Raw genomic sequence first — 12,415 nt, forward strand, 5'->3', positions numbered from 1 at the left:
ATGGGTCTGGAAATCGGAATTGAGTGGCTGACACTCATCATGTTCGGCTCGCTGCTGGCGCTTTTGCTGGCGGGGCTACCGCTGGCCTTTGTCACCGGCGGTCTGGCCTGCGTGTTTCTCTATGTGCTTGGCGATGAGAGGGCACTGAATATCGTGCCCAGCCGGATCTTCCCGCTGATGACCAATTATCAGCTCTCGGCGATCCCACTCTTTATCTTCATGGCCTCTATGCTGGAACGGGCCGGGATCATCAACGACATGTTCGATGTGATCTACAAGGTGCTGGGCGGCGTCAAAGGCGGCCTTGCCGCCGCGACCATCATCGCCTCAACCGTTCTGGCGGCCATGGTGGGCGTCATCGGCGCTGCGGTGGTGACCATGGGCATCATCGCCCTGCCCGCGATGCTGAAACGCGGCTATGATCCGAAGATCGCGATGGGGTCGATCATGGCGGGCGGCACGCTCGGCATCCTGATCCCACCGTCGATCCTGGCGATCATCTATGCCGTGGTGGCCGAGCAATCGGTGGGTGAACTGTTCATCGGCGCGGTGTTTCCGGGGCTGATGCTGTCGGGCACCTATGTGCTCTATGTGATCCTGCGCTCCACGATCAATCCCAAGCTTGGCCCGCCGATCCCGGTGGAAGAACGCGTCAGCTTTGCAGAGAAGATGCGCCTGATGGGCAATATGTCGGCGCCTATCGCTCTGATCGTCATCGTTCTGGGGGTGATCTTTACCGGTGTTGCTACCCCGGTTGAGGCGGCTGGCATCGGCACCTTCGGTGCCTTCATCGTTGCCGCGATCCACCGAAAGCTGGACTGGCAGACCGTGCGCGAGGCTTCGATCGGCACACTCAAGGCCAGCGCCATGGTGATCTGGATCATGTTCGGCGCCACCATCTTTGTAGGCCTCTACGTCCTCGAAGGCGGCCAGCAGTTCGTGCAATCGGCGCTGGAAGCAACCGGCTTTGGTCCCTGGGGTATCCTGATCATCATGATGATCGTCCTGGTGGTCCTTGGCATGTTCCTTGACTGGGTGGGTATCCTGCTGCTCTGCGTGCCGATCTTTGTGCCGATCATCAAGGCGATGGGGCCTGAACCCTTTGGCCTCACCTCTGAGGCGGATCTGGTGCTGTGGTTCGGGGTGCTCTACCTCGTCAACATGCAGATGAGCTTCCTGTCGCCGCCCTTTGGCTATGCGCTGTTCTACCTGCGCGGCGTGGCTCCGGCAGAAATCCCGATGACGGATATTTTCAAATCGGCGCTGCCTTTCCTTGGCCTGCAGATCCTCGGCCTGATCCTCTGCATGGTCTTCCCCGAGATCATCACATGGCTACCGCGCCTGGTTTACGGCTAAGCAAGACTGCCGCCGAACCGGCCAAACTTCCAAGCATGAGCCGCTCCGCCCCGGGGCGGTTCATTTTTTTGTGACTTTTTGCAGTTGCGGCCCATTGTCCCTGCCAGCGCCGCGCCCCGGCCCGTATCGCAGCCTGCATTGTCCACCAAAATCAGCCAGTTGAATGTGTTTTCCGCCGGAATTCACGCCGCAAAAGCGCCCGCACAGACCATGGCCGCAGTTCCTGTTCCGGCAAAGGAGTTTCAAATTTCGCTTGCCATACCCATCTGCTAGGGTATCGGGACAATCAAGAAGCAATAATACAGCAGGCGCATGACCGACACGACCGACCTACACAGCACCCCCCGGGGTGCAACTCCTGCACGCGACTGGGTGAAAACCCTTGCCAGCTACCGAGATCCCAACCAGCTGCGCAGCGCCTTTGAACTGGGAGCCACCGTTGTTCCCTTCGTGGTTCTCTGGGCGCTGGCCTGGTGGAGCCTGTCGGTCAGCTACTGGCTGGCCTTCGGTATCTCCCTTTTCAACGCCGCCTTCCTGCTGCGGCTCTTTGCCATTCAGCACGACTGCGGCCATGGCGCCTTCTTCCCCAACCGGACCTTCAGCGACTGGATCGGCCGCGTCATGGGGGTTCTTACGCTGACACCTTATGATGTCTGGCGCCGCACCCATTCGGTGCATCACAGCGCCACCGGCAACCTCGACAAACGCGGCATGGGCGACGTCCACACGCTGACCGTTGCCGAATACCGCGCGCTTGGTCCGTTCCAGCGCCTTGTCTACCGGCTGTATCGCAATCCACTGGTGCTGTTCGGCCTTGGCCCCAGCTATCTGTTCCTGCTGCAAAACCGGGTGCCGTTGGGACTGATGGACAGTGCGAAATACTGGGTCAGCGCCATGCTCACCAACCTGGCCATTGCGGCGGCGCTGCTGACGATCTGGTATTTCGGCGGCTGGCAACCGTTGCTGCTGATCTTCCTGCCGACCACCCTGCTGGCGGCCACCATCGGCGTCTGGCTGTTCTACGTGCAGCACCAGTTCGAACATACCAACTGGGACAGCAACGAAGACTGGCAGCTGCATGACTCCGCCCTGCATGGCAGTTCCTACTACCAGCTGCCCGCCGTGCTACAGTGGTTCAGCGCCAATATCGGCATCCACCACGTGCATCACCTTTACAGCCGCATCCCGTTCTACCGGCTGACCGAAGTGCTGCGCGACCATCAAGAACTGGCCGAAAGCAACCGCATGACCATCCGCGAAAGCCTGGCCAATGCGCGGCTGCACCTCTGGGACGAAGACAGCCGCCGCCTGTTGTCCTTTGCCCAGGCCCGCCCGCTGCTGGCGACGGCCTGATCCGGGTCAAAGCCACCCTGTAACCGCGTCTTTCATGAGCAAAGACGCGGTTCACTCAGCTTAATACTCCGAAAACTCTCGCTATTTTTCCGGATCGCCGGAAACTCTCTGTTTGCAACGCGCATGCCAGGGTTTTCCGATCTGTGGACGTGGGGTCTGATCAACATGCATCAATTGCTCGAAAAAGAAGAGGCTGCGCTGCGGCGCAGGGCATTGTTCCGGCTGCTGCGCCGGTTCGATTTCGACGCGCCGGAATTCAAGGGAGAGGCGATCTCTGATCCGGTGCCTGCCAGCGTCAGCGCGGCAGAGTATCAGGCAGCCTCCCCGCCCTGTTCATATCCGCGCAAAGGCACAGTCCCCGGCGAAGGGGCCGCAGCAACAGCTGTTGCAGGTCCTGCCTCATGGCGCCCTAGCGCCCCGGCGCCCGGTCGCGAAACAGGGTCACCACCAGCAGGCCCGTAAGGATCATCACCACGCCGGTCAGACCGCCCGGCGTTACCGCCTCTCCCACCACTATGGTGGCGAGGAACCATGCGGTGACCGGCTCGGCCAGCGCCAGGGTAACGGCGGTGGATGCGGTGACACGGGTCAGCCCCCAAGTATAAAGCGCATAGGACAGCGCCGTGGCCCCAACGCCAAGGAATACCAACCCGGTCCAGGCGGAGGGCCCCGCCAGCCAATCGAGCGGCACCATGAACAGAACCGGCGCAGTTACCAGCGCCGCAACGGTAAAGGTCGAAGCCGCGATCACGGTCGAAGGCAGCGTGCCGCCCATGCGACTGGTGGCCAGCGAATAGGCCGCATAACAGCCGCCCGAGAGCAGCGCCAGGATAACCCCCGACAGTGCGCCGCCCTCGCCTGCGCCCGCATAGCCCAGAAGACCAACGCCCAGAACCGACACCCCCTGCCCCATGAGCCGCAGAGGACCGGACCTGCGCCCCTGCGCAAACCGCTCCCACAGCGTGGCCCAGATCGGCGCACTGCCGATGGCGACCGCGGTACCGATCCCGACCCCGGCCAGCGCGACCGCGTAGAAGAACAGCAGGTTGTAGCTGCCGATCGCAACACCGGCGAACAGGACCCCCGGCAGTGGCAGATGCCGCAGGGCCAGTCGGTTCTTGGGTTGCATCAGTGCCAGCATGCACAGGGCACCGGCGCCGAACAGCAGGCGCAGCGCCCCCACAGCAAGCGGATCACGGCCCGCAGGCAAAAGGGCCTGCACTGTCCCGGTGGTGCCCCAGAGCATCGCTGCCAGGATCACCGCCCCCAGCCCCATCCATCTGAAAGCCCCCATGTCCGCCCCTGCGTGCTGCCTCTGCACGATCTATCGCCGCAAAGCCCGCAACTTGCAACGCAGAGCCGCCCGCGCAGGATCCCCGGCACAAAGAAAGGGCGCAGGTCAGCGACCCACGCCCTTTCGTACCCCATCGGTTCTGGGATTGGGGTGTTATCCGCCGTGTTTGGCAATCAACGCCTTGGCCTGTTCAATCAGGGCTTCTCCGTCGATGCCCTTGCTGCCGACCTCATCAATCCAGCGGGCGATCACAGGCTGCGCCTTTTCTTTCCAGCGGGCCACTTCGGCCTCGTCCAGAACGACGATCTCATTGCCCTTGTCCTCGGCGATTTCGCGGCCCGGCGCATCGCGCTCCAGCATGACCTTGGCAGCAAAGGCCGAAAGTTTCTGGCCCGATTCCGCGTCGAGAATAGCCTTCAGATCATCCGGCAGGGCGTTGTACTTGTCGCGGTTCATCACCAGCACGATGGTCGCGGTATAAAGCGCCTCCTTGCCACTGAACTCGGTGTGGTGTTCCACTAGATCGGTCAGCTTGACCGCCGGAGTGACCTCCCAGGGGATCACGGTGCCGCTGATCACGCCCTTGGAGAGCGCCTCGGGAATGGCGGGGAGCGGCAGGCCAACTGGGGTGGCGCCCAGCTCCTTCAGCATATCGGTGATGATCCGGGTCGGACCGCGCAGGGTCTGACCTTCCATGTCTTCCAGCTTGCTCACACCGCTTTCGGTGTGGATCACGCCGGGGCCATGCACCCAGGCGCCCAGCACCTTGACGTCCTTGTACTCGCCTTCCTGCAGGTCGGTTTCAACCAGTTCCATGAAGGCCTTCGAGGTGGCCACTGGATCGGTCATCATGAAGGGCAGCTCGAACACTTCGGTCTTGGGGAAGCGGCCGGGCGTATAGCCCACCACGGTCATCACCATATCAGCGACCCCATCAGCCGCCTGATCCATCAGACCCGGCGGGGTGCCGCCCAGCGACATGGCATCGAAATGCTCAATCTTGATCCGCCCGCCAGAGGCTTCCTCCACCTGCGCGCCCCAGGGTTTCAGGATCATCTTTGGTACGGTGGCGGGGGGCGGCAGGAACTGGTGCAGCCGCAGCGTCACCTCCTGCGCCTGTGCCATCAGTGGTGACAATGCGGTGGCCGCGGCAAAAAACGCGGCGCCCAGCAGGGTATGTTTCATCATGTTTCCTCCCAGATGATGATGAAGACCGGGGCGGCATTAGATCACCGCCCCTTTGTTATACGTGTGTGGCTGTCAGTTCAGCGTGACCGGCAGGTTCCGGGGGCCGCGGAAGCCGAAGCCGTAGAAATTGACTGGCTCGCTGTCCGACAGGGTCATGTTGGGGAAGCGGTCGAACAGCATCGGCAGCATGATATTGGCCAACATGCGCCGGGCAATATGTGTGCCCTGACAGAAATGCGGTCCGTTGCCAAAGGCCTGATGCGGCTTGCGCTCGCGGAAGATGTTGAAGCTTTCGCCATCCTCAAAAATCTCTTCGTCGCGGCAGGCCGAGGCCTGAATGGTCATCACCGTATCGCCCTTGGGGATCAGGTGTCCGCGGATCTCGGTGTCCTCCAGCACAAGACGCGAGCTGGCCTGAATCGGTGCAACCCAGCGCACCCCCTCCTCAAAGGCCTGGCCCCATAGCGCCTTGTCCTTTGCCTCGGCCAGTTGTTCAGGGTTGGTGAAAAGGCCGTAGAGGATGGTCAGCAGCGCATCGCGCGGCTCATTGATGCCGCCGCCGATCGCGATCTTGATGTTGGAAAAGATCTGGCTTTCGGGGATCGGATCCTCGGCATTCACCATCACAGACAGGGCGCTGGGGTTGGGATCGGCCTTGTGGCGCGGGATCGCAGCACGGAACAGCGCATCCATTTCATCGTTCGCCGCATCGCACTGGGCAAACAGCTCATCGGTGAAGCCGAAGTTGCCGGCCCCGTCGATCAGGATCTGGCTCCAGCGCTGCATGTCATCGTCGCTGGCTTCGGGGATACCCAACAAGTGTTTCAGGCAGCGCGCCGCAAAGGGGCCCGCCAGCGCCGGGAACAGGTCCACGGTTTCGCCGCGTGGCAGCCCCGCGACGAAATCCTCGGCAATCTTGGTATAGATACCCTCCCAGCAACCCTTGATATTGCGCCCGGTAAAGGTCGGCGCCATCGCCTCGCGCTCCCGCGCGTGTTCGGCGCCATCCTTGCGCATCAGCGTATGCGCCCTGAAGGCCCGCTGCATCGGCGTCTTGGGATCGTTGGAGCTGAAGATGCCTGGGTTGTCTTTGACGTATTTGGTGTCCTCGGCGCGGGTCAGCATGGTGCGGCCCAGCGATTTCACCCGCACTACGGGCGCCTCCCGGCGCAGGCGCTGGTAAATCGGATAAGGATCCAGGGTCAGGTCCCGGATCGTAATCGTCTCCTCCTGCGGTGCCTGTTGCAGCATCGAAACCGTCATCTTCTCCTCCCCGAGTGCGACGTGATCCGAACGAGCCTAAAAGCTCCAGCCAAAATGAGGCAATCCGATTTTGTTGATTTTGAACATGCATTTTTTCAATACAAGAGGTGTGCAAACGGGTTAGACTGCTAAAATGAAATCCAATCCCGATCCACTCAGCATTGATTTCGCTGCTTTGCGCACCCTGCGGCTGGTGCATGGCTACCGGTCGTTTTCCCGGGCGGCCGAGACGCTAAACATCAACCAGTCGACCGTTAGCTATACCATCGACCGGCTGCGCCGCGCCTTTGACGATCCGCTGTTCGTGCGCCAGGGCGGGCGCATGGTTTCGACCGAGCGCTGCGAGGAAATCGTCGCCACCTCCAGCCGGATGCTGGACGAGGTGCTGCAACTGGCCGAACCGCGCGCCTTTGACCCTGGAGAGGCAGAGGCCGAGATCACCATCTCCTGTAACTACTACGAACGCGCCACCATCCTGCCGCAACTGATGCGCAACCTGCGCCGCAGCGCGCCGGGGCTGCGCATTTCAATCCTGACCTCAACCGTGGAAGGCAAGCAACATCTGGACCGCGGCGAAAGCGATCTTCTGATCGGGCCGGTACGGATCGAGGGCAGCAATTATTTTAGCCGCACGTTGCTGAGCGAACATGCGGTCATGGTGATGGCCCGCGATGCCCCGCCGGACCGCATGCCGCGCTCCGAAGCGGAATTTCTGGCCGTGCCGCAAGTGGTTGTGAACTATGGTGATTCCTGGCGGTCCCGATTTCTGATGGAAATCGCGGCGGCAGGGAAATCGCTCAACCAGGTGATGTCGATTCCCAGCCCCGCCACCCTGCCCGAGTTGCTGGAAGGCACCGATATGATCGCCACGCTGCCATCGCGGCTGGCCGAACATTTCAAGGATAGGGTTCAGGCCGCGCCCTGCCCCTTTCCCGGGCAGTTCGAAATCGACCTGACCTGGACATCGCGCACCCATCATTCAGCGATGCACGTCTGGCTGCGCGACCAGATCGCCCGCGTCTGTTGACCCGCGCGACCTTGGGTCATCAGCGCATCCACAGACCTTCGGATTTGATGCGGTTGCGGATCGCCTGTTCACGCCGTGGCAGGTTCGCCTGATCAAACAGCGCACGCACCTTTTCGCCCCGCCCCTGATAGATCATCCGCTTCATCGGCTCGTAGGTTTTCAGCACCTTCTTGATCCAGTTCGGGGCCGATGCCTCGTGCAGGACCTTGATGACGTGATCGGTTTCGCGCGCATAGAGCAGCGGAAACAGCCGGTAATGGCAGCTGGTCTGCCCATCAAGGTACCCCGAAGGCAACGCATCGCGCCCACCACCAAAGGAATGGATCACCAAAGGCAGCGCGATCTGATCCAGCCAGGGATCCAGCGACTGGCCGACCAGTTCGACCGGCAGATCATCGCGGATCGAGGTGGCATATTCGGCAAAGCGCGCGCCAAACCGGCGCGGGCAAGCGCCGTAGAAGAACCCCGCGTTGAAATAAAGATAGCGCCGCCAGTATCCCTCGGGCTGCGACAGATCGAGGCTGCTTTCGAAATCGAGCCCGAAGCGGTCATAAAGAGCCCGCCAGATCCCGGTATAGCCCGGCCCATACAGCGTTGGCTTGGGCCAGGTCCCTTCGCATCGCAAAGAGGCCGAGGGGCGGCTGAAATCGAACGGCACCTCGGAGAGTTCACCGGTGATCAGCGTGTCGCTATCGAAAAACACGAATGGCTCGCCCTCGGGCAATGCCTGCAAGGCCTCGATCTTGTTGCCATAGGCATAGTTTTCCCCGAACAGCTGACTGTCAAAGGGCAGGATCTCTGCGCCAAGCCTTTCCAGCACCGACAGAACCTGCTGGCTGCGCAAAGACGGATCCTTTTTCCACAGCGGACCGGGCCGGGGCGTAGCCACGAACAGGCGGCCTGTGAACCCCGGCGAGGCATGGCGGAGCGAGGCCGCAAACAGGATCGCCTCGTATTGCAACCTGCCGTTCTGAGCGACGATTACGATGTTGAAGGGCGGCTGCTCTGCCATCTGAAACCTCTTTGCCCGCCTGCTCAAGATGGCTGTGCGGGGTGCATTTCTTCAGTATAATCCCATGCAGACAGGGTCAAAACTATTCTGCCCCGCCGGGCGTGCTGGCTCTGGACGCTGTTGCAAAGGGGGCGTCTTCGCAATGCTCTGCTATGCTAAATGGCCCGTTTTGTTGAAGGCCCTCATGTTGAAGGAAAAGAGTATGATGTTTACCCCCCTGTCCCGAAATCTTCTGGTTCCGCTGGCCTGTGCCCTGACACTGGGGACGCCCGCCCTGGCCGATCCGCCCTTTACCACCGCGGCAGAGGTCAAGCCGATCCTGGCAGCCACCCGCGCCAACTGGATCTCGGTCCGGGATTTCAACGGGCAGGATCTGGTCTATGTCACCCACCTGTGGTCCTGGCGCTGCGGGCTGGCACGGATCCGGCTATCGATCAACGATGGCGGCCCGGAAATCTGGCCTCTGCCGCCCTGCCATCTGGATCAGGCCGCCCCGAACGCCATTCATGAGGAAGACGGCCTGCCCTACCGCGCCTTTGCCCCAGGCAGCGTCGAGACGATCACGATCGAGCTTACCTATGATGATATGACGGTCGAGACCCAGACCGTGAACCGGCAAGGGCAACCGGCCAGCCCCTGAGCAGACGGCCCCCGGGCCAATGGTCCCGGATCAGGCCGACAGCAGGGTCGCGCCGGGGATCTGTGCGATCTGTTCCAGATCTTCCTCGTAGAGGTCGGACAGGGTGTCCATCAGATCCTCGGTCCAGCCCGGCAGATCGATTTCCTCTTCGATCGCCTCGTCGATGGCATATTTGCCCAGGAAGGCGGCGATCACCCGCTGTTTATGCGCCTCGGTCATGTCCCGGTGTTCATGCAGATAGGCGCGCAGCCGTTTCATGCCTTCGGTGGACATGATCGAGGACAGCAGATCCATACCTCCGGAAATCCGCTCTTCCGAATTAAAGCCCATCATCTGTCGCAGGATCTGCGCCCAGATAAGCGGCATATCCTCGTAACACCAGACGGTTATCGGCACATCCGGCACCGCGGTACGCAGGCGCAGCAGCAGATTCGACCAGCGCAGGGCCACCGGGTCGCTGCTTTGCAGAACCTGATCGACACGCTGCGGACTGGCATCCGCCAGAAGGGTCGGCAACAGGCTGCCGGGATCGCGCAGCCCCATATGGATTTCCAGCTGATCTTCCGGGAACAGCCGCGCAAGCGCCCCCATACGCATTTCCGCTTCGGGGTAGAAGTTATGCCCCTCAAGCGCCTGCCGCTGCGAGCCGAAGAAATGCGGGTTGGACAGGATCACCCGGTCTGCATGTTCCTGCTCCAGGATCGAATCCCAAAGGACCTCGCCAGAGTCCGGCGCCGGAGTTCCGGTCAGAAGCGCCCCCATGCAATCCTTCAGCAGGTAACGGTACTTGCCGGGACCGGGAATAGCGACACCGCGTTTCGCCGCCGCCTCCTTGTTGTTCAAAAGTGTCTTCAGCAACCGGTCTTCTTCGGTGCCATGTGCACCCACGTGGAGGATGACCTGCATGAAATCGGGGCCTTGCTTGTGCGATGATTTAACGGGTTAAAGGCTTACTCCGCCTGCGTTCAAAGGTCAAACGAGGCGCCCATGTGCCCTGCAGGCCCGCGCGGCCAGTGGCCTGCACAAACTAGACGCAGGAATTGCGCATAGCTTGCGTTTTCCATCTTGCAGGCAGCGCCCAATATCGCTAATTCCCCGGCAGCGCCCCTATAGCTCAGCTGGTAGAGCAACTGATTTGTAATCAGTAGGTCCGCGGTTCGAGTCCGTGTGGGGGCACCACTCCTTCATCTAAGATATTGTTTTACGTTTGCTTTTAGCCTGATCAAAGCGAGGCGTAGAACAAATTGGAGACCATTTCGCACAGCTATGTCTTCGTGAAGGAAGGTATCTACTACTTAACCCCCCGTATGCCGGTGGACCTCCGACAGCACTATTCTTCGGGAAAAATCTCCTAGTCCCTGCGGACCAGGTCCCGCGTCATCGCTCTCTCGCGGGCAAACAGGGCTGCCTGCAAACTCCACGAATTCTGGTATCGCCTCCGCACTCAGGATGCGGAACTCCCAAGCAACCACTTTCTTCGGCATAGTCTGACCCCGCAAGCTCCTCTCTCGTCGGCAGACGCCTCTGCCACGTATGATGTTCTGACGCTGTCGGAGGCGATGTTGACGTATCTGCGTCTCAAAGGTCAGCCGTGAACGGATCGTTCTCCTTATCGGCTCGGCAGCATGGGCATCGCAGAGGGGCTATGGGTGGACCGATCACGCGCTGTGCTCTCCCCTGTCCCGCACAGCATTCAGAGCAAAAACATCTCAGCGCCGGACCGCGATCAAATGGACACCCCATGCCGATCAGGCCGGTCTGAGCGCCGAGACACGCGGCAGCAGTCAATGAAGCATTCACAGCTTCGTTAGTTCAGCTTTACCCTTTGTTAGACGCGTCTGCGCAATATGGGATCAATCGCATTTGCCTCAAATAAGGAAATCTAAAAGTTGGCCGAAAATCCGATGCCGCATTCGCCTCAGGATAACACCTCTCAGGCTGCGCACGGCGCAGAGAAACTTGTAGAGCTCGCAAAATCCATGCCTCTGACCGATGGGGGCCGCAGGACGTCGCAGATGCTGTCCCAGGCCCTTGCGCTTGATCCCCGGAACCACGATGCGCAGATTTTCCAGGAACGGCTGCACCAGATGTTCGTGCCGCGCTGGCATTTCCCGATGCTGGCGGATACGGCCCGCAACAGCGCCTATGCCAAGGCGATCGCAGCGAAGGTAAAACCGGGCGATGTGGTGCTGGACATCGGCTGCGGCGCCGGTCTAACGGCGATGCTGGCCGCGCGCGCCGGGGCGAAACACGTCTACACCTGCGAACAGCAGCCGCTGATCGCCGAGGCCGCAACTCGCGTCATCGCTGACAATGGTCTCTCTGACCGCATCACCGTGATCCCGAAATGGTCGCATGAGATCGTCATTGGTGAGGACATGCCAGAAGCGGCAGATGTGGTGATTTCGGAAATCGTCGACACGGTCCTTCTGGGCGAAGGAGCGCTGGCAACACTGACCCATGCCATGGGCGCTCTGGCCAAGCCCGAGGCGCGCGCCATCCCCGAACGCGGTACCCTGGTGGCGCAAGCCGTGGAAAGCGATCAGTTGCTTGATCTGTGGCGCCCGCAACGGGCGGAAGGCTTTGATCTCAGTGCCTTTCACCACTTTGCCCGCGTTGCGCAGATCACCCCGAACGATTTCGCGGCCTGCAACCTGCGCCCGCTGGGGCCGACGACGGAGCTGTTCCAATTCGATTTCACCCGGCCCAGCCTCAAACCGGCCCGCACCACGGCGGATCTGACCTGCACGGAGGCAGGCACCCTGCAGGCCGTGCTTGTCAGCTTCGAGATGGAGCTGGCTCCGGGAATTCAGGTGGACAACGGACTGGCCTCTGATGGCCATTGGGGCCGAACGGCCTATCTGCTGGATCAGCCCGCCAAGGCCTGGCCGGGGCTGCAGTTTGCCGTGACCGCCCAGCACGATTCCGCACAGCTGAGCCTGTCGGTCCATGAGGACGAGCTGCGCACAAAAGTAGCCGATCAGGCTGCCGTCTGGATGCACCCGGCCTGGAACCTGCGCCCCGCACCGCAGGCGGATGCCGCTCTTGCCGCCGATGCCGCCCCGATCTGGGGGCAGACCCCTCCCACAGGTATCGAGCATCAGGGCCCGTCTTTCCACTAGGCCCGCTTCTCACGAAGAATGCCCCCATGCAGCGCCGCGGCCCCCGCCCCGGCGCTGCATTCACTTGGACCGCATGTGTTACGGAGCCAATGCCAGAGGCGCCATCCCCTCCACACGACTGCCTCCCCGGCACAGGCCAGGAATAATTTCCCACGACCTG

10 protein-coding genes and 1 tRNA gene are annotated in these 12,415 nt (G+C 61.3%); 6 read left to right on the forward strand and 5 right to left on the reverse strand.

Annotation, left to right across the window (positions count from 1 at the left end; translation table 11 throughout):
- Together C6W91_RS14395 and C6W91_RS14400 are read left to right on the forward strand one after the other, a co-directional pair.
- Entirely contained in the window at window positions 1-1,356 is a 1,356-nt protein-coding gene (locus C6W91_RS14395; protein WP_065272999.1) for a TRAP transporter large permease subunit, read from the forward strand.
- 312 nt (window positions 1,357-1,668) lie between these two features.
- Complete coding sequence (locus C6W91_RS14400; RefSeq protein WP_274830067.1) at window positions 1,669-2,709, forward strand: fatty acid desaturase; 1,041 nt, start codon at window positions 1,669-1,671, stop codon at window positions 2,707-2,709.
- 409 nt (window positions 2,710-3,118) lie between these two features.
- On the opposite strand, the gene C6W91_RS14405 is transcribed toward C6W91_RS14400, so the two are convergent.
- From C6W91_RS14405 to C6W91_RS14415, 3 genes are all read right to left on the reverse strand, one after another.
- Window positions 3,119-4,003 carry a DMT family transporter gene (locus tag C6W91_RS14405; protein WP_370570959.1) on the reverse strand — a complete coding sequence of 295 codons (885 nt, stop codon included), beginning with the start codon at window positions 4,001-4,003 and terminating at the stop codon, window positions 3,119-3,121.
- 153 nt (window positions 4,004-4,156) lie between these two features.
- Complete coding sequence (locus tag C6W91_RS14410; protein ID WP_065273778.1) at window positions 4,157-5,188, reverse strand: TRAP transporter substrate-binding protein; 1,032 nt, start codon at window positions 5,186-5,188, stop codon at window positions 4,157-4,159.
- Between the two features lie 75 nt (window positions 5,189-5,263).
- A complete protein-coding gene (locus tag C6W91_RS14415; RefSeq protein WP_065272995.1) occupies window positions 5,264-6,454 on the reverse strand; it encodes a cytochrome P450 in 1,191 nt (396 codons plus the stop codon).
- A 133-nt stretch (window positions 6,455-6,587) separates the two neighbouring features.
- On the opposite strand from C6W91_RS14415, the gene C6W91_RS14420 reads away from it, so the two are divergent.
- Window positions 6,588-7,481: a LysR family transcriptional regulator gene (locus tag C6W91_RS14420; protein WP_370570962.1), complete on the forward strand. Its 894-nt coding sequence runs from the start codon at window positions 6,588-6,590 to the stop codon at window positions 7,479-7,481.
- Between the two features lie 19 nt (window positions 7,482-7,500).
- On the opposite strand, the gene C6W91_RS14425 is transcribed toward C6W91_RS14420, so the two are convergent.
- Window positions 7,501-8,493 carry a hypothetical protein gene (locus C6W91_RS14425; RefSeq protein WP_368948325.1) on the reverse strand — a complete coding sequence of 331 codons (993 nt, stop codon included), beginning with the start codon at window positions 8,491-8,493 and terminating at the stop codon, window positions 7,501-7,503.
- 202 nt (window positions 8,494-8,695) lie between these two features.
- On the opposite strand from C6W91_RS14425, the gene C6W91_RS14430 reads away from it, so the two are divergent.
- Window positions 8,696-9,133 (forward strand): hypothetical protein, encoded by a 438-nt coding sequence (locus C6W91_RS14430; protein WP_370570963.1) that lies wholly within the window; start codon window positions 8,696-8,698, stop codon window positions 9,131-9,133.
- A 30-nt stretch (window positions 9,134-9,163) separates the two neighbouring features.
- Here the strand turns inward: C6W91_RS14430 and C6W91_RS14435 are convergent, their stop codons facing one another.
- Window positions 9,164-10,039 (reverse strand): hypothetical protein, encoded by an 876-nt coding sequence (locus C6W91_RS14435; protein WP_370570964.1) that lies wholly within the window; start codon window positions 10,037-10,039, stop codon window positions 9,164-9,166.
- Window positions 10,040-10,236: 197 nt separating this feature from the next.
- On the opposite strand from C6W91_RS14435, the gene C6W91_RS14440 reads away from it, so the two are divergent.
- Together C6W91_RS14440 and C6W91_RS14445 are read left to right on the forward strand one after the other, a co-directional pair.
- Window positions 10,237-10,312: transfer RNA gene (locus C6W91_RS14440), tRNA-Thr, on the forward strand.
- Window positions 10,313-11,037: 725 nt separating this feature from the next.
- Window positions 11,038-12,255 carry a 50S ribosomal protein L11 methyltransferase gene (locus C6W91_RS14445; protein ID WP_370570972.1) on the forward strand — a complete coding sequence of 406 codons (1,218 nt, stop codon included), beginning with the start codon at window positions 11,038-11,040 and terminating at the stop codon, window positions 12,253-12,255.
- Window positions 12,256-12,415: the final 160 nt, after the last annotated feature.

Source organism: Phaeobacter sp. SYSU ZJ3003, from assembly GCF_041300735.1.
GTDB lineage: Bacteria > Pseudomonadota > Alphaproteobacteria > Rhodobacterales > Rhodobacteraceae > Phycobacter > Phycobacter gallaeciensis_A.

Bases quoted from the DNA above. Each gene is read 5' to 3' on its own strand.
- C6W91_RS14395 (WP_065272999.1), top strand. From the start codon at position 1: ATGGGTCTGGAAATCGGAATTGAGTGGCTGACACTCATCATGTTCGGC.
- C6W91_RS14400 (WP_274830067.1), top strand. From the start codon at position 1,669: ATGACCGACACGACCGACCTACACAGCACCCCCCGGGGTGCAACTCCT.
- C6W91_RS14405 (WP_370570959.1), bottom strand. From the start codon at position 4,003: ATGGGGGCTTTCAGATGGATGGGGCTGGGGGCGGTGATCCTGGCAGCG.
- C6W91_RS14410 (WP_065273778.1), bottom strand. From the start codon at position 5,188: ATGAAACATACCCTGCTGGGCGCCGCGTTTTTTGCCGCGGCCACCGCA.
- C6W91_RS14415 (WP_065272995.1), bottom strand. From the start codon at position 6,454: ATGACGGTTTCGATGCTGCAACAGGCACCGCAGGAGGAGACGATTACG.
- C6W91_RS14420 (WP_370570962.1), top strand. From the start codon at position 6,588: ATGAAATCCAATCCCGATCCACTCAGCATTGATTTCGCTGCTTTGCGC.
- C6W91_RS14425 (WP_368948325.1), bottom strand. From the start codon at position 8,493: ATGGCAGAGCAGCCGCCCTTCAACATCGTAATCGTCGCTCAGAACGGC.
- C6W91_RS14430 (WP_370570963.1), top strand. From the start codon at position 8,696: ATGATGTTTACCCCCCTGTCCCGAAATCTTCTGGTTCCGCTGGCCTGT.
- C6W91_RS14435 (WP_370570964.1), bottom strand. From the start codon at position 10,039: ATGCAGGTCATCCTCCACGTGGGTGCACATGGCACCGAAGAAGACCGG.
- C6W91_RS14445 (WP_370570972.1), top strand. From the start codon at position 11,038: ATGCCGCATTCGCCTCAGGATAACACCTCTCAGGCTGCGCACGGCGCA.